At 51.8% G+C, this 20,251-nt stretch carries 13 protein-coding genes; 5 read left to right on the top strand and 8 right to left on the bottom strand.

Going from position 1 to position 20,251, the window contains the following annotated elements:
• Positions 1 to 120 precede the first annotated feature (120 nt).
• Positions 121 to 1,935 (bottom strand): methyl-accepting chemotaxis protein, encoded by a 1,815-nt coding sequence (locus MXE39_RS04350; RefSeq protein WP_246977460.1) that lies wholly within the window; start codon positions 1,933 to 1,935, stop codon positions 121 to 123.
• A gap of 1,333 nt (positions 1,936 to 3,268) precedes the next feature.
• Here MXE39_RS04350 and smpB point away from each other — a divergent pair.
• Complete coding sequence (gene smpB, locus MXE39_RS04345) at positions 3,269 to 3,745, top strand: SsrA-binding protein SmpB (RefSeq protein WP_246977461.1); 477 nt, start codon at positions 3,269 to 3,271, stop codon at positions 3,743 to 3,745.
• Positions 3,746 to 3,889: 144 nt separating this feature from the next.
• On the opposite strand, the gene secF is transcribed toward smpB, so the two are convergent.
• The 3 genes from secF to yajC form a co-directional block, all read right to left on the bottom strand.
• Complete coding sequence (gene secF, locus MXE39_RS04340; RefSeq protein WP_246977463.1) at positions 3,890 to 4,834, bottom strand: protein translocase subunit SecF; 945 nt, start codon at positions 4,832 to 4,834, stop codon at positions 3,890 to 3,892.
• A 12-nt stretch (positions 4,835 to 4,846) separates the two neighbouring features.
• Entirely contained in the window at positions 4,847 to 6,727 is a 1,881-nt protein-coding gene (gene secD / locus MXE39_RS04335; protein ID WP_246977464.1) for a protein translocase subunit SecD, read from the bottom strand.
• A gap of 381 nt (positions 6,728 to 7,108) precedes the next feature.
• Positions 7,109 to 7,441, bottom strand: a complete 333-nt coding sequence (gene yajC / locus MXE39_RS04330) for a preprotein translocase subunit YajC (protein WP_246977466.1) — start codon at positions 7,439 to 7,441, stop codon at positions 7,109 to 7,111.
• A 1,012-nt stretch (positions 7,442 to 8,453) separates the two neighbouring features.
• On the opposite strand from yajC, the gene MXE39_RS04325 reads away from it, so the two are divergent.
• Positions 8,454 to 9,035: a hypothetical protein gene (locus tag MXE39_RS04325; RefSeq protein WP_246977467.1), complete on the top strand. Its 582-nt coding sequence runs from the start codon at positions 8,454 to 8,456 to the stop codon at positions 9,033 to 9,035.
• A gap of 232 nt (positions 9,036 to 9,267) precedes the next feature.
• Complete coding sequence (locus MXE39_RS04320; RefSeq protein WP_246977468.1) at positions 9,268 to 9,837, top strand: hypothetical protein; 570 nt, start codon at positions 9,268 to 9,270, stop codon at positions 9,835 to 9,837.
• A 290-nt stretch (positions 9,838 to 10,127) separates the two neighbouring features.
• On the opposite strand, the gene tgt is transcribed toward MXE39_RS04320, so the two are convergent.
• Both tgt and queA read right to left on the bottom strand, forming a co-directional pair.
• Entirely contained in the window at positions 10,128 to 11,252 is a 1,125-nt protein-coding gene (gene tgt / locus MXE39_RS04315) for a tRNA guanosine(34) transglycosylase Tgt (RefSeq protein ID WP_246977469.1), read from the bottom strand.
• 184 nt (positions 11,253 to 11,436) lie between these two features.
• Positions 11,437 to 12,576: a tRNA preQ1(34) S-adenosylmethionine ribosyltransferase-isomerase QueA gene (queA, locus tag MXE39_RS04310; RefSeq protein ID WP_246977472.1), complete on the bottom strand. Its 1,140-nt coding sequence runs from the start codon at positions 12,574 to 12,576 to the stop codon at positions 11,437 to 11,439.
• A gap of 1,420 nt (positions 12,577 to 13,996) precedes the next feature.
• Here queA and MXE39_RS04305 point away from each other — a divergent pair.
• The gene (locus MXE39_RS04305; protein ID WP_246977474.1) at positions 13,997 to 15,535 is read left to right on the top strand and encodes a Re/Si-specific NAD(P)(+) transhydrogenase subunit alpha; all 1,539 of its coding nucleotides are present in this window, start codon (positions 13,997 to 13,999) and stop codon (positions 15,533 to 15,535) included.
• A gap of 20 nt (positions 15,536 to 15,555) precedes the next feature.
• Positions 15,556 to 17,061 carry a Re/Si-specific NAD(P)(+) transhydrogenase subunit beta gene (pntB, locus tag MXE39_RS04300; RefSeq protein WP_246977476.1) on the top strand — a complete coding sequence of 502 codons (1,506 nt, stop codon included), beginning with the start codon at positions 15,556 to 15,558 and terminating at the stop codon, positions 17,059 to 17,061.
• A gap of 288 nt (positions 17,062 to 17,349) precedes the next feature.
• Here the strand turns inward: pntB and MXE39_RS04295 are convergent, their stop codons facing one another.
• Together MXE39_RS04295 and MXE39_RS04290 are read right to left on the bottom strand one after the other, a co-directional pair.
• Positions 17,350 to 17,895 carry a glucose PTS transporter subunit IIA gene (locus MXE39_RS04295; protein WP_246977477.1) on the bottom strand — a complete coding sequence of 182 codons (546 nt, stop codon included), beginning with the start codon at positions 17,893 to 17,895 and terminating at the stop codon, positions 17,350 to 17,352.
• Between the two features lie 420 nt (positions 17,896 to 18,315).
• Positions 18,316 to 20,088: a putative PEP-binding protein gene (locus MXE39_RS04290; protein ID WP_247073809.1), complete on the bottom strand. Its 1,773-nt coding sequence runs from the start codon at positions 20,086 to 20,088 to the stop codon at positions 18,316 to 18,318.
• Positions 20,089 to 20,251: the final 163 nt, after the last annotated feature.

Below are 20,251 nucleotides of genomic sequence, written 5' to 3'. Positions count from 1 at the left end.
AGCGCTGCACAGGCGGCGCGGCCGGTCATGTCATGCTTTGCTGCAGCCCAGCCCGGCGGCAGGCGCCGGAGCTGGTCACAGCAGTTACAGTCAGGCCTGAGAAATTCAGGCATGAGAAAGTCAGGCCTTTGCCTTCGGCTCAGCATCTGAGCTGCCAGGCAAGGCGGTAATATTTTCGTTAAGACGGAACTTGCCAATCACAGCTGACTGGTTTGTAGCCAGATCATTGAGCACGTGCATATTGGTCTGAAGCTCATGCATCTGCTCGTAGCTGTCCTCGGCAAGCTTTGAAATATGAGCAATGCTGGAGTTAATCTCAGAGGCAGAATTACTCTGCTGCTGACAGGACATTACGATCTGCTCGGACATGTCGGAAATAGTGGCGATAATGCCCATAATTTCCTCAATGGAGGAGTTGGCACGGGAGCTTTGCTGCAGGGAGTTGCTCATTTCGCTTTCGCAGGAGGCCATCACGGCTACGGAATTGGTTACGGCCTTTTCCAGCAGGTTGATGGTATTGCTTACCTCCTTGGTGGACTTGGCAGTACGGATAGCCAGCTCACGAATCTCGTCAGCTACGATGGCAAAGCCACGACCTGACTCACCGGCACGGGCCGACTCAATGGTAGCGTTGAGCGACAGCAGATTGGTCTGATCAGCAATGTCAGCAATGGTCTGCACAATGGCCTCAATCTGATTACTCATCATGTGAATCTTGTTGATGGCCTCAGAGGAAGCACGCAGACGGTCAGAAAGGGTGTGGGTGGTGGTGATATTGTCCTGCATGGTGCAGCGGCAGGTATCAGAGGCCACCTCGGCGCTCTTAACCTCTTCGAGGGTAGAACGGGCAAATTCGGTTACCTTCTCAACGGCTACTTCCATCTCAGAGGTGGCACTGGCTACGCTCTGTGCAGTGTTACGCTGAATGGAAATGGCTTCATTGGTAGCATCAATGGAGCGCATATTGGTGTTAACAAGGCCGTAGAGCTTGTCTACGTCATTCTTAACCACAGTCAGGGTGCCATTGGTGTTATCCACCACGTAATCTACCAGCTTGCCAATAGAGCCGATCTCATCGCTGGCTTCAAGCTGAACCTTGTCACGCAGGTCGCCCTGAGCCATGGCCATCAGGCGGCGCAGCAGTACACCGGTATCACGGCGCAGAGAATGACGGATTGTGATATTTGTGAGGATAATGACGCACAGGGCAATACCCAGACCAAGGAACAGGCTGTACTTAACCCAGTGAATCATCGTATCTATGACTGACTGCTCAGCAATGCTGCGGTTGTTCAGATAGGTAAGCAGGTTACGCAGCTGGAACAGGGCCGGCATACTGCAGGTTGAGGTCTGCTCATAGGCAAGACGGGCTGCAGCTTCAGGATCACTCTGGAAAGTACGGGTAATATTCTGGGTGCTGCTTACCAGGCTGTCGACGAGAGCTTTAGTACGGGAAAAGTACTTGTTCTGCAGAGTATCCTTGACCTGGTCATCACTTACCATTTCAATCATGGCACTGAGCGCTCTGGTATTGGACTCAACAGCGCTGACAGCTCCGGTGATTTCATTGAGCAGCTCGGTGGTGCTGCCATCATTACGGGTCAGACGGGCTATGGCATTTTCCAGGGTCAGAATATCATTGCCCAGCAGGTTGGCCTTGCTCACCACGGTACGCACGCCTGAGCGTGACAGTGAGTCATTAACCTGACTGGTCATGAAGGTGACCACCAGAGTAGCAACAAGGAAGAGGAAAAAGGTAATACCCACGCACATGTACAGACGGTGAATGATGGACATACCGCCAAAGCGCATGGTAAACAGGGCAAGGAAAAACGGCAGGTGAGGGCGGGCCAGATTCACCTTGGTCTTTTTGGCAAACTCGATATCAGATAAAGCATCGTTTTCAGAGCTTTCTTTGTTTTGTTCTGAGTACATAAAAAAACCCTTTCCGCTTAAGTCCAGGTACGGGCAGCTGGTGAATGGGGACGGCGTCTTTAGACCGTGGGGAACCTGCAGGCGGGCTGCAGCATGAAATCTGTTGTGGGTTTAAGGCCAGAAAAAACAGCAGTCAAAATATCGTTATGGCGGGCATTAAAAGTACTGAATCCCGCATCGATGCTGTGTTTCCGGATAGCAGACATGGGCACATACAGGACATCATTCCTGCTGTCCTTATAAGTTAAGACCTGCTCCGAATGCTGCTTAATTTCGCATAGACGCTCTCGGACCGGTTAAGAGCGTATATTCGTAGTGAACTGGCACAATGGGCTGCTTAAGATACAGCAAAAAGCGTGCTTATTTTGCAAAAAGTCTTTTCGCAAAAAGACCGGATATGGCGCAAGTCCCAGTGTGCATGGCCCTGACGAATCTAAACGACTGAAATAATCAGTAATTTCAGACGTTGTATCTTAGCATTTTTTGGTTTATGTGCCATCAATATCTCCAAAACATTACAGCGTATTATGTCAGTGTGATTTTCATCGCACCGGTTTCTAAGACAGTTATCAATTTATTGCAAACAGGTTGTTTATGGGGTTTCAGGTTTGAACTGAAGCTCCAGTGGAGAACTTATAAACACCATAACCAGGCCTCAAAAACCGCATAAATAAACCAGTTTTTAAGATAACGCAATGAAAATCACAAGAGCTTAATACGCCGCACCAAAACAGTCACTGAGTCACAAAATATAAACAGTCAGTATCTTGCCACACTGCCGGTCTCCTCACTGACAATCTCCTCACTGACAATCTCCTCACTGCCCTCCACCCCTCACCCCACCCTGCACTCTCCTGCATGCAGCTCTGAACTCAGGGGATTGCATGCTGCAGCCCCCGGCTCCACGCAAGGACAAGGAGTCCCGATTCTGCACCTGGGTGCAGCACAGGACGCAGCCGGCATCAGGGTGCAGCATAGGACGCAGCCGGCATCAGGGTGCATGACAGGCCGCTGCTGGCACCATGGTGCAGCTGGGAGCTGCTGACTTCAGGGAGTGCTTATGCTGCGCTATGGCATTTTGCCTTGAATACAGGGGTAATGATATGATGTGATGATTTTCTGCACGGGCTGAGACAAGTCCTTACGCAAAACATCAAACAGGCCAGTGGCCGGACCGACTGACCCAGCCCTGCCTGCATTTCAGCTTATGGCAGAACACAATCTTCATCTGATGCCTGCGGCATTGTAAGTCCGCCCGGACAGGATGCATGCATCCTCAGAGCTGTCAGCTTTACCCGGAGCCGTCAGATGACAATCTCATAAGAGAGTTATTATGGCTGGTAAGAAAAAGAACAGCGGTGGCGCAGAAATCGCCGTCAACCGCCGTGCAAAACACGATTATTTTATCGAGGAGCGCTATGAGGCCGGCCTGTCATTACAGGGCTGGGAGGTCAAATCCCTGCGCTCAGGCAAGGCCAATATTTCAGAGGCCTATGTCATGGTCAAGGACGGTCAGCTGCTGCTTATCGGCGCTACCATAAATCCGCTCAAGACCTCATGTGCTTTCGTGGTCTGTGACCCTACCCGTACCCGCACCCTGCTGATGAACCGCCGTGAGATTAACAAGCTCATGGGCCAGTCCCAGCGTCAGGGCTATACCATCATGCCGCTGCGCCTGTACTGGAAAGGTTCCTGGGCCAAGCTGGAAATCGGTCTTGCCCGAGGCAAGCAGGAACATGACAAGCGCGATACCATCAAAGAGCGCCAGTGGCAGCGTGAAAAGGCCCGCGTAATGAAGAAGTCCTCATAGACTTTTACTGAACTTAAACCCAAAAAAAATCCCGGATCGGCATCAGCTGATCCGGGATTTTTTTATTTGAGACTGACAGCCCTGAACCAAAGCTCAGGGCCGCCTGGCCAGAGCATGGTCGCATGACTGGCGCGTGGGGCGCTGTTAGTCCATGGTCTCCATTTCTTCCTCGCGGCGCTCAATCTTCTTAGGGATTAAGTGCCTGCGCTCAATCTTTAAGAGCAGAGCCCAGGTTGAGGCAACGTATACGGAGGAGATGGTACCGAAAACAATACCTACGGTAAGAGCCAGAGAGAAACCGAAAATCATGTCACCGCCGAAGATGAGCAGTGCCAGAACGGTAATCAGAGTGGTACCGGAGGTAATGATGGTACGGGACAGAGTCTGAGTCAGGGAGACGTCAAACAGACCGTCCATATCAAGGTCATGGGCAAGGCGGCTGGCGTTTTCACGAATACGGTCAAACACAACGATCTTGTCGTTAAGCGAATAACCAAGCACAGTGAGCACAGCAGCCAGTACAGTCAGGTCATACTCAATCTGCCAGAAAGAGAAGACACCGAGTACTACCACCACGTCATAGGCAAGTGAAATAACTGCACCAGTAGCCATTCTCCACTCAAAGCGGAATGCAATATAGACCAGAATGGCGATCAGGGAGACCACGATGGCCACAATGCCGCTTTCTACCAGCTCAGCACCAACTGAAGGACCAACATACTCAGAACGGGTGATGCTGGACTTTGGATCGAGCTTGAAAGAGGCTTCCTGAATCTTGGTGGTTACATACTGCTGATTGAGGTCATCCTTTGGAGCTACACGGATCATGACGTCACGGGTAGAGCCGAAGTGCTGAACCACACCCTCAATGCCCTCGTCGGCATAAGCCTTACGGACCTTGTCCAGATCCATGGCATTGCTGTAGTGGGTTTCAACTACGATACCGCCGGTAAAATCAAGACCCCAGTTAAGACCCTTCATGGCCATGGAAACAATGGAGGCGATCACCAGACCGAGGCAGATGAGCTCCACTGTTCCCTTGATCTTCATAAAAGGGATAACAGTTGTATCCTTAATGAACTGTAACATTACATCACTCCCTTAGATGCTCAGCTTCTTGAGGTTTGGTCTGCCGCCCCAGATGATATTTACCACGGCACGACATGCGGTCACGGAGGTAAACATTGAGGATGCAAGGCCAATCATTAACACCAGAGCAAAGCCCTTTACGGCACCGGTACCCACCATAAAGAGGATAAATGCGGTGATAAAGGAGGTAATGTTGGAGTCAGCAATGGTTGAGAAAGCTCGGCTGTAGCCCTCGTTGATGGCTACCTGGACAGATCGTCCATTGCGCAGTTCTTCTCGTATGCGCTCGTAAATAAGCACGTTTGCGTCCACCGCCATACCGATGGTCAGCACGATACCGGCCATACCTGGCAGAGTCATGGTTGCACCAGGCACCATGGACATGACACCTACCACCATTACCAGGTTAAACAGCAGAGCCAGATTTGCTACAAAACCAAAGGCCTTGTAGTAAATGATCATGAACACGCCCAGGGCAGTGAAGCCGTAAAGCATGGCGCGCAAGCTGTTGTCGATGTTTTCCTGACCAAGGGATGGACCAATGGTACGCTCTTCGACGATCTGGATAGGGGCAATCAGAGCACCAGCACGTAATAACAGGGCCAGATTGTGAGCCTCACGTGCTGAATCAATACCGGTAATACGGAAGTTGGCGCCCAGACGGGACTGAATGGTGGCTACGTTAATAACCTGCTCAACCTTCTTGAACTTTGGCTTGTAACCTGGCTGACCAATCTTTGGAGCATCAGGGTCAGTGTTCTCCACTACCTTGAACTCGATAAAGTTGGTGGCCATGGCCTTGCCCACATTGTCCTTGGTGAACTCGGACATGATGGAGCCGCCACGGGCATCAAGAGAGATGTTTACCTGAGGACGGCCGTTTTCATCAGTTGAAGAAGAGGCATCAACGATGTGGTCACCGGTCAGAATTACTCTCTTTTCCAGGATTACAGGGTAGCCGTTACGATCCTGATGCAGCTCAGTGCCAGGCGGGATACGGCCCTGCATGGCAGCATTAACATCAGCATTGGAGTTGACCAGACGGAATTCGAGGGTTGCAGTAGCACCAAGAATTTCCTTGGCACGGGCAGTGTCCTGAACACCTGGCAGCTCAACAACCACGCGCTCAGCACCCTGACGCTGAATCAGAGGCTCAGCAACACCAAGCTCGTTAACACGGTTACGTAAGATGTTGATGTTCTGATCAACAGCAGCGGTTCTGATCTGGGAAAGGCGGGCTTCGGTCATGCCGGCACGGATAAAGTAGCTGCCGTCACGCTCGGAGTTCTGGAAGATAAAATCGCGGTGATTCTTCTTTAAGAGGTCGGCTGCAGCATCGCGGCTCTGAGCGTCACGGAAAGTGATCAGCACATCATTGCCGTCTGCACGGGCACCGGAAAGACGGATATTGTTCTGTCGCAGCTCATTACGGAGATCAGAAACCAGCTGGGTTCTCATCTTCTTCATGGCTTCATCCATGTCAACTTCCATGAGGAAGTGCACGCCGCCACGAAGGTCAAGACCAAGCTTTAGCGGATTCATACCCAGATTGCGCATGAACTCCGGTGTGGCAGGAGCCAGATTTAAGGCAGTAATATAGCGGTCACCCAGGTTGGACTGAACCAGGTCCTTGGCCATAATCTGGGTATCAGTATCAGTAAAGCGGATCAGCATCTGGCCCTGTTCATCAAGCTCGGAAATACCCTTGATGTTCTTGGTCTTAAGCAGGTTCTCAACCTCGGCTGCTACTTCCTGAGAAACAGGATTACCGTTGGTGCCAGAGACCTGCAGGGCAGGATCCTCACCATACAGATTAGGTATGGCGTAAAAGAAACCTATGGCAATGGTGGCAAAAACCAGCAGGTTCTTCCACCAGGGAAATTTATTTATCACAATTCATCTCAAAAAGCTGGCATCAAGGCTGCCATGACTCCAGCGGCCACAGCTCGGCAGTCGTTCTGCAGCAGGTACAGCACACTGTGCCGTTCCTGGCCTTGATTGATTAATCTGGCCGGAGCACTGTCTCTGGCCATGCTGGCAGCTGACAGAAAAGACAGGAATGAAACTGCACGGACCACAGGTCCGGCCTGACCGCCTGATACTGTCAGCTCAGCCCTGAATAACACTGTTATCAGGGCAAAGGCGTCCCTTTTCTGAAGGCCTGAGCGCTGTCAGTTCAAGGACGTCTCCGGAACGGGGCTGCAGGTGCAGCTGCATATATAAGATATACAGCGCCTCTTACTGAGCGATCCGTCCGGACTTTCAAGCCTGCACTTAAATGCTCTCGAGGGTGCCCTTAGGTAATACGGCAACGATGTAGTTGCGGCGCATCTGTAAGACTACGTCCTTACCTACACCAACCATGACGTATTCCTTGTTCTCAGGAAGCTTGACTACCTTACCAGCGATACCACCATTGGTTAAAACCTCATCACCGACAGCAAGACCGTCGAGCAGGTTCTGCATCTCCTTGCGCTTTTTGTTGTTTGGACGCATTACAAAGAAGTAAACAGCGACCATACAGACCACAAGAATAATGAGCATGCTCATATCGCCGCCTGGAGCTGGAGCGCCCTCAGCAGCATGAGCAACTGAAATGATGTTCATGATGTTACCTTTGATACAAAGTGGTGAAAAATACAGTGTGAATAGTCATTTCCTGAAGAAACGCTTCCCGCAAGCACCGACCTGCAGCATGTAGACTGCCTGCTGCCGTTGCTGACGGGCATTTACCCCCAAAAGAGTATTCGGACTCTATCCAGCCCTAAATCTGTCCGGCATCCGCCCCGCCTGCTTTAATGTAAAGCAGCGTCTCCAGATGCCCTGTGCCCTATAACCCCACTCCCTTGAGCTGTTAACCAGACCGTAAAGTCACAGACTGTATCAGGTCAGAAAAAGGGATAAACTCACCACACTTTTGCGTACAGAACCACAAGAGCTGCAACCGTATCCGGCTATGCGCTCCCGGGTCAGCATGCACTGCAGTAATGAGTATGTTATGCAGGCAGAAACCGGCTTTTATACCGGCAAATCAGCTGATGATCCGCACGGCTAAAAGGTACAAATAAGCTTTCTATTTTGACTGAGGTACTGTTATTGTCAAGCCCTGATTTTACCAGGCCAGGCAAGCCTGTCGCAGGCCGCCTGCGCAGGCCACTTATACCGTAAAAATCATATGCCTGGCCCGCGCGCCCATCCCCTGTCCCGGCAAGTCAGCCAGGGCACTGCTGGTCCCCGGCCTGCAGCCTGCCGCCCTGCCGAGTCATTCAGCCCGGCCCGGGCACGCTGCAAGGCTGAGCCTGCAGCGCAGCTGCGCCCTTGCAGCAGGTGACAGCCGGAGGCAGGCTCAGGCATGGTTATACAGGGGGACACAGTATCATAGCTGTCAAGTATTAGCGTACCCACAGTAAGCATGAATGTGCATAAAAATCATTAAACTGAGCTGTTCATAGATATGTGATCGCGATTGAAAAGACAGCAAAAGTCATGCTTTGACAGTAATATAACCAAATGCCCTCATGCTAATATGACCAGACCTCGAAACAGTGCATCTTACTGCCTGTATATCGAAGTTTAAGAATAAAAACGCTGTTGAATCAGCTGACATGGATGAAACACTATGAAGACAGTTGCCGTCCTGGCTCTGGCAGCAGCCGGATTATGGGGTACAGCTCAGGCCGAGCCTGACAACAGAATTGACATTCTGGAAAACAGCTTTTCTGTTTTTGAAAACCAGAAACAGTGTATTCAGGGCATGCATGTTCTGCGTCATGCAGCATATGAAACTGCTTCCCTTCCTGAATCAACCTGGAAGCTGGTGGATGTAGAGGACATAGAGACCAGAGTCAAAAACCGCTACGCTTTATTTAAGGCCATGTATGCTTCCTACAAACTCAAAGGAGCTGCGCTGGACCAGTACGGCTGGGACGATACCAGTTTTGCCTTATACCTTGATATGCTGCGCAATATCTGCTCAGACTCCAGGGCTGACAATCCGGAAATAATGAGCGAAATGACCGAAAAGCTTATCGAGAAGTGCTATACCGTTTTCAATGAATTCCCATATGATGAAGAGGCAGAGTTCGAGCTCATCGATGAGGTTGGACTGCCACAGGACAGCAGCTGGGACGGATTTACATTCAGCCTTGAAAACGGGCAAACCCACGTTCTCAACAGCGACGGAACTGTCAGAACAAAATGAGAGCTCGATGCAGCGGCAGCAGCCAAAGCTCCACTGGCCAAAACCACAGCAGCTACAGCCCAAGCTACTGAACACACATCAGATAACGATGCTGCAGGTAACAATGCTGCAGGTAAGGCCACATCAGGTGATGCTGCTGCAGGTAAGGCCACATCAGGTGACGCTGCAGGAGCTGTCAGCTGATATATTTGGCTGATAAAAAACGTATTCAATCCAATATTGGGAGATGCCCTTGAAGTTAATCTCAACCCTGATGCTTGCCGCCTCCATTTTCAGCGGCAGCGCTGCCCTTGCTGCAGACAGAGCCGAAACTATCGAAGCCCTGCCAGGTCGTTTTGCCAGTCAGACCCAGTGTATTCAGGGCATTCATGTATTACGTTATGCTGGCACTGTTTACAACAGCCTGCCAGAGACCGGCCGTCTTCTCATTAATAACCTTGATGAAAAGAACCGTACATTCAACCGTATGGCCATTCTCGATCAGACCTGGGATCTGTTAAACCGCAGCACCGACCTGCGCAAATACGGCTGGAACCAGGAAAACCTGGTAATGTACCTGAGCATACTGCACACCATGGAGCAGCAGAACCCTGAAAACCCTGATTACGTTCTGGATCTGACCAGTGCCCTGCTCAACAAGTGCTATACCACATTCAACGAGTTCCCTCAGGATGCTGAACGAGAGTTTGAGCTGATTGACGAAGTAGCCCTGCCTCAGGATATAGGCTGGGACAGCTTCAGGCTGCGCGTCAACAACAAGCCTCTTACTCTGGACTTCGACGGCAATCCTGTAGAGAAATAGGCCTGACAGTCACTCTCAGCCCCTCACAGTTCCCGTCACCTGGCGCCATAATCCGGCGCCACCACCTGATCAGGGACGGCACCGGGTGAGTGGCCATGCCGTCAGGGAGCTGCCTGCCCGGCCGGGAGCCATTGGCCAGGCCGGGTGCAGCTGGCTTATGCCAGTGCATGACAGCCCTGCCAGACTTAACCGGCTTCAGTCAGGACCATAAAAAATGCCTGCTGCTGAGCATTGCTCAGAGCAGGCATTTTTATTTGTGCAGCCATGCACAGGCCAGAGTGATGTGGGGGTTACTCTACGCTGATGCGGGCACCCAGTCCCTGGGCCTTGTAATATTCCTCGGCAAACTGCTCAAGGCGGCCTTCAGAAATAGCCTCACGAATCTGAGCCATGAAGTTCTCGTAGTAATGGAGATTGTGAATGGTGTTGAGGTGAGCGCCCAGAATCTCATTGCACTTGTCCAGATGGTGCAGATAGGCCTTGGAGAAGTTGCGGCAGGTGTAGCAGCTGCAATTTGGATCAAGAGGCGAGGTATCCATCTTGTACTTGGCATTACGGATCTTGATCACACCCTGAGAGGTAAAGAGGTGACCGTTACGGGCATTGCGTGACGGCATAACGCAGTCAAACATATCCACGCCGTTGAGTACGCCCTCAAGAATATCTTCAGGACGGCCTACGCCCATCAGATAACGTGGCTTTTCCTGAGGCATGATTGGAGTAATGTGGGCAAGAGCTTTGTACATGACATCCTTTGGTTCACCCACAGCAAGGCCGCCGATGGCGTAGCCGTCAAAGCCAATGTCAGTAAGTCCCTTTAATGAAGCCTCACGCAGCCCCTGATCAGTGCCGCCCTGGATAATACCAAAGAGAGCGTTTTTGTTGCCCAGTCGGTCAAACTCGTCGCGGCAGCGCTTTGCCCAGCGTAATGACAGCTCCATGGCCTCACGCATGCGCCTGTGGTCAGCAGGCAGCTCAATACACTCATCAAACTGCATGACAATATCAGAGCCCAGATCGTACTGAACCTGCATGGAAACTTCAGGAGAGAGGAACAGCTTTGATCCATTAATTGGATGCTGAAACTTTACACCCTCCTCAGTAACCTTTCTGATACCTGCAAGAGAGAAAACCTGGAAGCCGCCTGAGTCAGTAAGAATAGGCTTGTCCCAGTGCATGAAGTCATGCAGGTCACCATGAGCTTTGATTACCTCAGTGCCAGGGCGAAGCCACAGGTGGAAGGTGTTACCAAGCACAATGTCAGCTCCAAGCTCACTTACCTGCTCCGGACGTACACCTTTGACTGTACCCAGGGTGCCTACAGGCATAAAGGCTGGAGTACGGACAATGCCACGGGCAAAATGAAGCTCACCACGGCGTGCCTTGCCATCGGCAGCTAAAATCTTAAATTCCATGCAAAAACACTCAAAATCGTTAAAAACCGGGCAAAAATGGCTCAATTTTGACCCAAAACCAGCAAAAAGCCTCGATCCCGGAAAAATTCAGTGGCCGCCACACCTGAAGCCCCTGCAGCCAGAGCTGCAGGCACGCAGGGGGCCTTGCGACTCAAATCATGCGTCCTAAATCATGCGTCCTAAATCATGCGTCCTGTCCCTGTACAGAGCAGACAGCACTGTCGACATCACCGTCAGCTGACGGCGGCAGATCCACTGGTCCCGTACGCTTCTGGATAAACATGCAGTCGCCGTAACTGAAGAACTTGTACTTGCTCTGCACTGCGTGACGGTAGGCATTCATGGTATTTGCGTAGCCGGCAAAAGCACAGACCAGCATAATCAGAGTGGACTCTGGCAGGTGGAAATTGGTGATAAGACAGTCAACCACCTTGTACTGGTATCCCGGGTAGATAAAGATGGAGGTATCGTCATTAAAAGGAGCAATCTCCTCATCAAGGCCCATCTTCAAGGCATTGTTGGCAGCACTTTCAAGGGAGCGTACAGCTGTGGTTCCGACAGCAATGACACGGCCACCGTTTTTGTGAGTTCTGATGACCTTGTCGGCCACCTCACGGGACAGCTGGACATACTCGGCATGCATATGATGTCTGAGAATATCGTCCTCACGTACTGGCTGGAATGTTCCGGCGCCAACATGCAAAGTGACAAAGGCCATATCGACACCAAAGGCCCTGAGATCCTCAAGCTGCTCATTGTCAAAGTGCAGTCCGGCTGTAGGGGCGGCCACGGCACCTGGCTCACGTGAGTAAACTGTCTGATAGCGTTCACGGTCCATAGTCTCATCAGGACGCTCAATATATGGAGGCAGAGGAATATGTCCAATGTCATTAAGAATGGACAGAATTTCCTGGTTATCCTGGCAGGTAACGTGGAAAAGTGCGCCCTGACGGCCTGAAATGGTCAGACGGTAGCGCTGAGGATCATCCTCAGTACCGACAAAGACAGTGCTGCCTGGCTTTGGGGATTTGGAGGCTTTGATATGGGCAAGAGCCTGCTGAGGATTGAGGATACGTTCAATAAGAAATTCGCACTTGCCACCAGTGTCCTTATGGCCATACATTCGGGCCGGAATCACACGGGTGTCGTTAAAGACCAGCAGATCACCAGGTCTGAGAAACTGCTTGAGCTCTATGAATATTTTGTCCTCAAGCTTTCCACTGTTGCCGTCAAGACAGAGCATACGACAGGCCGTACGCTGCTCAGACGGAAAGTCAGCAATGAGCTCGTGAGGTAAGTCGAAATTAAAATCACTGCGTAACAATGTTGTCACCCTTCCACAGTCAAATGATCTCGCATTTCCAGAAAAAGCCCGTCCCGGAGCACTCGCGTTGCAGTCCATACCTTTAGCGCTGTGCCTTTATATAAAGGAGCAGCTACCGGCGTACCCTGCCCGTTATCTCCAGTCGTTACCCTGATCTGAAAATCCTGCGATCCAAGCTCTTTGCCACACCGAAAGCCCTCAGCTCCAGCCTCAGTCCCCACGCCGTCTGCGGTCCCGGCATGCTGACACCTCAGCTGCCTCACCCCGCAGGTTCCATGAAGCCGTACCTGTAGCGGAAAACTTCCAAGAGCCGCCTCTGTCTGAAACTCCCGTAAGACCACGCAGCCTCCAGGCCATGTCCCATGCCATAACCCATTCCATGGCCCATGCACGGTTCCATGCACGGTTCCATGCCCGTGCACTGCCCCGGGCACTGACCCTGCCATTCCCTGCTGCACTCGAGGCACTGCTCGATGCTTGCAGCATGCTGCAGGCGCATTGAGGTCTCACCGAAAAATCAACCAAACTGCTTATTTTAGCATGTTTGCCTCTGCCTCAGCAGCCGTGCTGTTAAGCCCTGCTCACTGCAGCAGTCCAGTCCACGCTGCAGCGACCGCCACAGTCTGAGCCTGCCGGGCAGACATTTCTCCCCTGCACACCGACAGAAAAAGGCATGCTGAAATTGAGACAGTCAGATAGGGGTGATGGGTGGATGAATGGATGACAGGTGGATTGATGGATGGATGGATGAATGGATGACAGGTGGATTGATTGATTGATTGATGGATGTATTGGTGGATTGGTGGATGGATGGATGGATGTATTGGTGGATGGATGATGGCGGTCACTTATAGACATTCGTTTATGTTACAGATGTTATAACATTGCTCCTTTCGGGGTGATGGTCATAATGACATGCAGGCATGATGTTGAAGTGGCATATCTGGTCGACCAAAAGTACCCGTAATTTCGTGATCATGCGCCTGTTACCTGCATTATTTAATATCTTTATTAAATTAATTTAACTAATTAAAGAACAGCCATGAGTATGTGAAGTGAGGCATGTTTATGCACAATTGCCTCATGAGTATAGTCCCGGTAACAACAGCGCAGGTTACAGGACCAGGCTGCATTATCACTATGGTTTATGGTACCCTTATTCCCCGTCTGAACGGCTTGTTTATGGCATTAACGCTCTTAAATCTAGCCGACTTGGTTCTTATCTAGCAGACCTGGCTGATACGGGCATGAATGATATTTTGTGTGCTTGCTCTAAAAGTACGTTCAAAATTGTTGCTACTTGTAAAAGTAAGTTGCATCATGTTCAGATAAATCATCTTGCCAGCTGCATAACACTCAGTGTTGCCGAGTCAATGACTGTGGTAAGAAATAAGTAATCTTTATTTAACAGGAAAAAGCCATGCTGATAGGTATTCCAAAAGAGAGCTTGAAAGGCGAAACAAGAGTGGCCGCCACTCCTGATACCGTAACCAAGCTCATCAAGTTGGGCTTTGAGGTTGCAATCCAGACCAATGCCGGCGCCGATGCCAGCTTTGACGACGCTTCCTATAGCGCAGCGGGTGCAAAAGTTTTACGTGGTCGTGACGTTTGGCAAAGCGACATTATCTTCAAGGTTAACGCTCCAAGCGATGAAGAGATCAAGTTATTAAAGGAAGGTCAGACCTTAGTAAGCTTCATCCGTCCAGCTCAGAATCCTGATCTGGTAGCCAAGCTTAACGAGAAGAAGGTCAACGTACTGGCCATGGACATGGTGCCACGTATTTCACGTGCCCAGGCCATGGACGCCTTATCCTCCATCGCCAACATCTCCGGTTACCGTGCCGTTATCGAAGCCGCTCACAACTTCGGCCGCTTCTTCACCGGTCAGGTAACTGCTGCAGGTAAGGTTCCTCCAGCAAAGGTTCTGGTTATCGGTGCAGGTGTAGCCGGTCTGGCTGCCATCGGTGCTGCCAACTCTCTGGGCGCTATCGTACGTGCTTTCGATACCCGTCTTGAAGTAGCTGATCAGATCAAGTCCATGGGCGGTGAGTTCTTAAAGCTCAACTTCGCCAATGAGGACGGCGGTTCTTCTGACGGCTATGCCAAGGTAATGTCTGATGAGTTCATCAAGGCCGAAATGGAGCTCTTCGCTGCTCAGGCCAAGGAAGTTGACATCATCATCACTACCGCTGCCATTCCAGGCAAGCCAGCTCCACGCTTAATCTCCAAGGAGATGGTAGCCAGCATGAAGCCTGGTTCTGTTATCGTTGACCTGGCTGCAGGTACCGGCGGTAACTGTGAGCTGACTGTTGAAGGCAAGGTAACCACCACCGAGAACGGCGTAAAGATCATCGGCTACTCCGATCTGGCCTGCCGTCTGCCAGCTCAGTCCTCTCAGCTGTACTCCACCAATCTGGTCAACCTGGCCAAGATTCTGTGCAAGAACAAGGATGGCAACATCGATATCGATTTCGAAGACGTCATCCTGCGTAACATGTCTGTTACCAAGGGCGGTGAAGTTACCTTCCCACCTCCAAAGATCAGCGTTTCTGCCGCTCCAGCTGCTCCAGCTGCTGAGGCTGCTCCACCTAAGGTTGAACAGCGCCAGGTATCCGGCACCTTCAAGGCTTCCATGGCAGCTCTGGTTGTCATTGCCTTTGCCCTTATCGGTATTTTCGCTCCGGAGAAGTTCTTACCACACTTCACCGTATTCGTACTTTCATGTGTAGTTGGTTACTACGTCGTTTGGAACGTAACCCACTCCTTACATACACCGCTTATGGCTGTTACTAACGCCATTTCCGGTATTATCGTTGTTGGTGCCTTGCTCCAGATCAGCTCTGGCAGCTTCATCATTGGCCTGTTCGCATTCGTCGGCGTTCTCATTGCCTCCATCAACATCTTTGGTGGCTTTGCTGTAACACGTCGCATGCTCTCAATGTTCAAGAAACAGCAGTAAGGATCAGGAGATATTAAGAAATGGTAGCAGGTCCTATACACATGGCCTATATTCTGGCCGCACTGCTCTTTATTATGGCCCTTGCCGGCCTCTCCAAGCAGGAAACTGCCAAGTACGGTGCCTTATCAGGCATGATTGGTATGGCTATCGCTCTGTTAGCCACCTTTGCTCAGGTTGAAAGCGGCTTCGGCTTCCTGTTAATCATCGTAGCCATGGGCGTTGGCGCCGCCATCGGTCTGTATGTAGCCCGTCGCGTAGCCATGACCCAGATGCCTGAAATGATTGCTTTCATGCACTCATTCGTAGGTCTGGCCGCCGTACTGGTTGGCTTCAACTCCTACCTGGAGATCGGTGCCGTTGCTCCTGAGAGCGTAACCATCCCACTGGATGCCTCCCAGGCTACTATCGTTGCCCTGATGGATGCCGCCTCTCAGGCTGCTGCCAGCGCCGGTGGCGACCACGGCATGACTGCCGGTGAGATGAACACTCACCTGGTTGAGATCTTCCTGGGCATCTTCATCGGTGCTGTAACCTTCACCGGTTCCATCGTTGCCTACGGCAAGCTCAATGGCACTTACAAGCTGGCTGTCTTCAAGTCCGCTCCTTTAATGCTGCCTGGCGGTCACTTCCTGAACCTGGGTGCACTGGTTTTATCCCTCCTGCTCTTAATCTGGTTCATGGCTGCTGACGTACCACCAGTTCTGCCATTAATTCTGATGACCATTATCGCCTGCGCCTTCGGCGTGCACCTCGTTGCCGCCATTGGTGGTGCCGATATGCCGGTTGTTATTTCCATGCTGAACTCCTACTCCGGCTGGGCTGCTGCCGCCTCTGGCTTCATGCTCTCCAACGACCTCTTAATCGTTACCGGTGCATTAGTAGGTTCCTCAGGTGCCATTCTGTCTTACATCATGTGTAAGGCCATGAACCGCTCCTTCATCTCTGTTATCGCCGGTGGCTTCGGTAACGAAGGCGCTGCCGCTTCAGACGACGAGGAAGTTGGTGAGTACCGTGAGTTAAAGGCTGGTGAAGTTGCTGAGCTGTTAAAGAACTCTTCTTCTGTTATCATTGCCCCAGGCTATGGTATGGCTGTATCTCAGGCCCAGGCTGCTGTTGCTCAGTTAACTGAGAAGTTACAGGCCCGTGGCACCACTGTTCGCTTCGCCATTCACCCTGTTGCCGGTCGTTTACCTGGCCACATGAACGTGTTACTGGCTGAGGCCAAGGTTCCATACGACATCGTATTTGAGATGGACGAGATTAACGATGACTTCGAAGAGACCGATACCGTACTGGTTATTGGTGCTAACGATACCGTTAACCCTGCCGCTCTTGAGAATCCAAACAGCCCAATCGCTGGCATGCCAGTTCTTGAGGTCTGGAAGGCTCGCAACGTAGTTGTATTCAAGCGTTCCATGAATGCTGGTTACGCTGGTGTTCAGAACCCATTATTCTTCAAGGAAAATTCTTTCATGTGCTTCGGCGATGCCAAGAAGACCGTTGAAGATATCGTTGCCAACGTTTAACAGTTTCTGTTAACAGGTAACGGCGGCATGCTCCGTAAGGAGCATGTCCCAAAAGAAAAGGGCCGGATGTTTATGACATCCGGCCCTTTTCTTTTTGTCCTTCACAGCACTGCCCCTGCTGGCCGCCCCTGCGGCGCTGCATTCTGGCGAGGCCCCGGCAGCTGCCGCAGACGCTGCTGCCCGCTGCAGCGGCGCTGTTGTATGGTGCTGCAGTGCAGCACAGGCAGCGGCAGCACGCCAATGCTGCCTGACAGTGCCGCTGGGCAGAGCGCGGTCTTTGCCCTGCTCTTATAACTGAGATTTCTTAAGACTTATCCACAGTACAGGGGTGTGACCGGCAAGGCACTTGCCAGTAGCATTGGTCACTCTGTCGATATCGCCTGAGCTGCGTATCACAATCATGGAGGTGATGCTGGACTTAAGGCGGTTGGACAGAATGCGTGGCTCGGTGATGATAACAGGATCGCCCTTTTTGACGGCATCGCCAATATTTACCTTGGTGGTAAAACCATCGCCCTTGAGTTCCATAGACTCAACACCGAAGGTCACATACACCTCGATACCATCATCGCGGCGTACTGAAAAAGCATTCCTGGTAGGCAGAAGACGGGCGATTACGCCGTCACATGGGGCCACAATGGTCTCACTTTCCGGAACTACGGCTACGCCCTCTCCCATTACCTTTTCTGAGATAACAATATCTGGCACTTCCTCCAGAGGCAGAAGGGTGCCGGTAACTGGAGCTGCCAGAGTAACATCGGCCTTGATGTCCTCTACAGGTGTTTCACTGGCTGACTGGCTGGCTTTTTTAAACAGCTGAGAAAGAAAGCCCATAAATCCATCCTTATCATTATTCCGGTGAGTTGATGACGCTCACTACTTTTTCTCTGTCAGATCATGATAACAGCAAATCAGCCTGCCCATAATCCTTTTTCTGGTATGCATGCCAGCACACACCGCAGCTGACTGTCAGGCAGCAGGCCCCAGGCCTGCTGCCGCTTCACCTCCGTCCATTTCCTGCAACCTCTCCCATGCCCGCAGCCTCTGCAGATGCGTGCCGTGGTACCCGGCCATGGCGCAGCAAAACAAAGCCCTGAAGATGCAGACCATATTGTCAGCATGCTTCAGGGCTTATGGAGACGACCTGCCGGGCGCCCGGCACTTGCCCAGGGGCCTGTCAGGACGCCTGCGGCGTACCTGACAGGTCGCCGGGACCTTGCAGGCCATGGCCATGGCCATGGCTGCGGGTACGAGCTACAGGGTCAGCTTTTCGTTGAAAAGAATCTGCAGGTCGCGCGCTGAGGCCAGATCCATGATGCGATCAAAGAGCTCAGGGTCGTAATGAGGCTTGAGGCCCTTGTCGAGCAGACGCTGGATTTCCTTACGTATCCTGATAATGGAGGCTGAGTCTGTGGTGATATAGCTTACGCCCAGCGACAGGAAGAAAGGCATAAGCTCAGTACGCATGGCAAAGCGACCGGCCAGACCAACCTTTACCCCCTCGGCATTGGCAGCCTTACAGGCAATGGCAATCATCTTGGACAGAGCCGGGGTAAAGTAATCCTCTGGTGGGCGTGGAGCTGCGGCGTACTCGGCAAGCGAACTGGTGCCTATCATGAACATGTCACCATAGGAGGCAAAGCCACGGGCTGAGAGCACGGCAGCCGGAGTCTCAATCATCAGCCCCACCTTGCAGCGGCCAATATCTCTTTTTTCGGAGCGCAGCTCGGCTCGGGCCTGAGAGAGCAGTTCATTTAATGAGCGGGCTTCGCTGATGCGGGTAATAAGAGGGAAGACAATATTAATCTCACGTCCTGCTGAGGCCAGCAGCATGGCGCGCAGCTCATTTTTCAACAGACGGGAACCTACCTGAGCGCCGTACTTGCGCAGCGGTCCGGTCACGTCCATATCAAGGGTAAACAGCGGACGCTTGTCGCCTGCAAAGTCAAAGGTACGGGCAGTCAGAGGAGCATCTGCAGGTATTCTGTCAAAGACTGACTTGAAAGCAGTCACCATCTCCTCAACTGTAGGCTCATGATGGAAGTTGAGGAAAAGGAACTCCGAGCGCAGCAGACCAAGTCCGTGATTGAAATGCTGAGCCAGTCGGGCAATATCACCTACTGCGCCCATGGAACCGGCAACAGTTACGGAAAGATTGTCAGTACTGCCATCGTCTTCCTCAGCAAAACGATCCTGCTGGGCAATGATGGCGCTGGCTGTGTCTTTAGGTGGCTCAATGAGAATGGAGCCACGGTTGGCATCTACCAGAACAAGCTCGCCACTTTTAATGGTCATGGCTCCCTTAACGCCATAGACGGCTGGAATGCCCAGATCACGCAGCACTGTGCCCAGATGGCCTGAGGCCTCACCGGCCTCCAGAATTACAGCCCTTACCATGTCGGTACGCAGCGACAGAAACTCAGCCGGGGACAGGTCACGGGCAATTACCACGGCAGGCTCGGGCAGATCGGGCATGTCTACGGCCTGCTCCTTTGGTGCGGCAATGGTGGAAATAAAGTCACGCATCAGCGACTTGATTTCACGGGCACCAAGCTGCATCTCCCAGTCATCTTCGTAATCATCACGGGCGCGCTGTTTCTGAGCGGCCTTATCAAGGGAGCTGTCATCGGTTACGCCTGAGAGCGAGGTGCCGTGCTCCTCTTCATGCTGACGTACGGCGTCTTCAGCAGGCTGGGTAAAACGGATAATCTTGGGAATCAGAATCTCATTGGCCGCATCAAGAGCAGTACGGCCATCGAAAATCAGGCCGTCGATATCCTTGATGTTATTGCTGTTGGTGATATAGGAAGCAACGGCGCCAAAGAGATCACGCACACGGTCAGGCACCGTGCCGGATGCTGCATTATTGAGCTTGTTGGCAAAATCGCGGCTGGCCTTGCGGTATTTGAGACTCTCCTCACTGGCACTGAATGTGGCCACCACATCTAATGTCTCTTCCCTGGTATCAGGCACAATGACGAAGGCCCGTCCCTGACTGATGCCTTCAGATACCGTAACTCCTGACATGGTATACATTTGAACAGCTCCAATGTGTTGAGTGCAGTTTATCTGCGCTGTAAGCGCCACAGCCATATGCTCTGCAGGCAGTTGCAGGCCACCTGGCCTGCTGCCATTGATAACAGCGGACAGCTAAGATAAATAAGGTGATGCAGCCCATGGCAGGTGTGCG

The organism is Anaerobiospirillum sp. NML120511 (assembly GCF_023050955.1).
In the GTDB taxonomy this organism is placed as follows: Bacteria; Pseudomonadota; Gammaproteobacteria; order Enterobacterales; family Succinivibrionaceae; genus Anaerobiospirillum.
The sequence above is the reverse complement of the archived record's forward strand: the minus strand, read 5'-3'. Positions and strand labels throughout refer to the sequence as shown.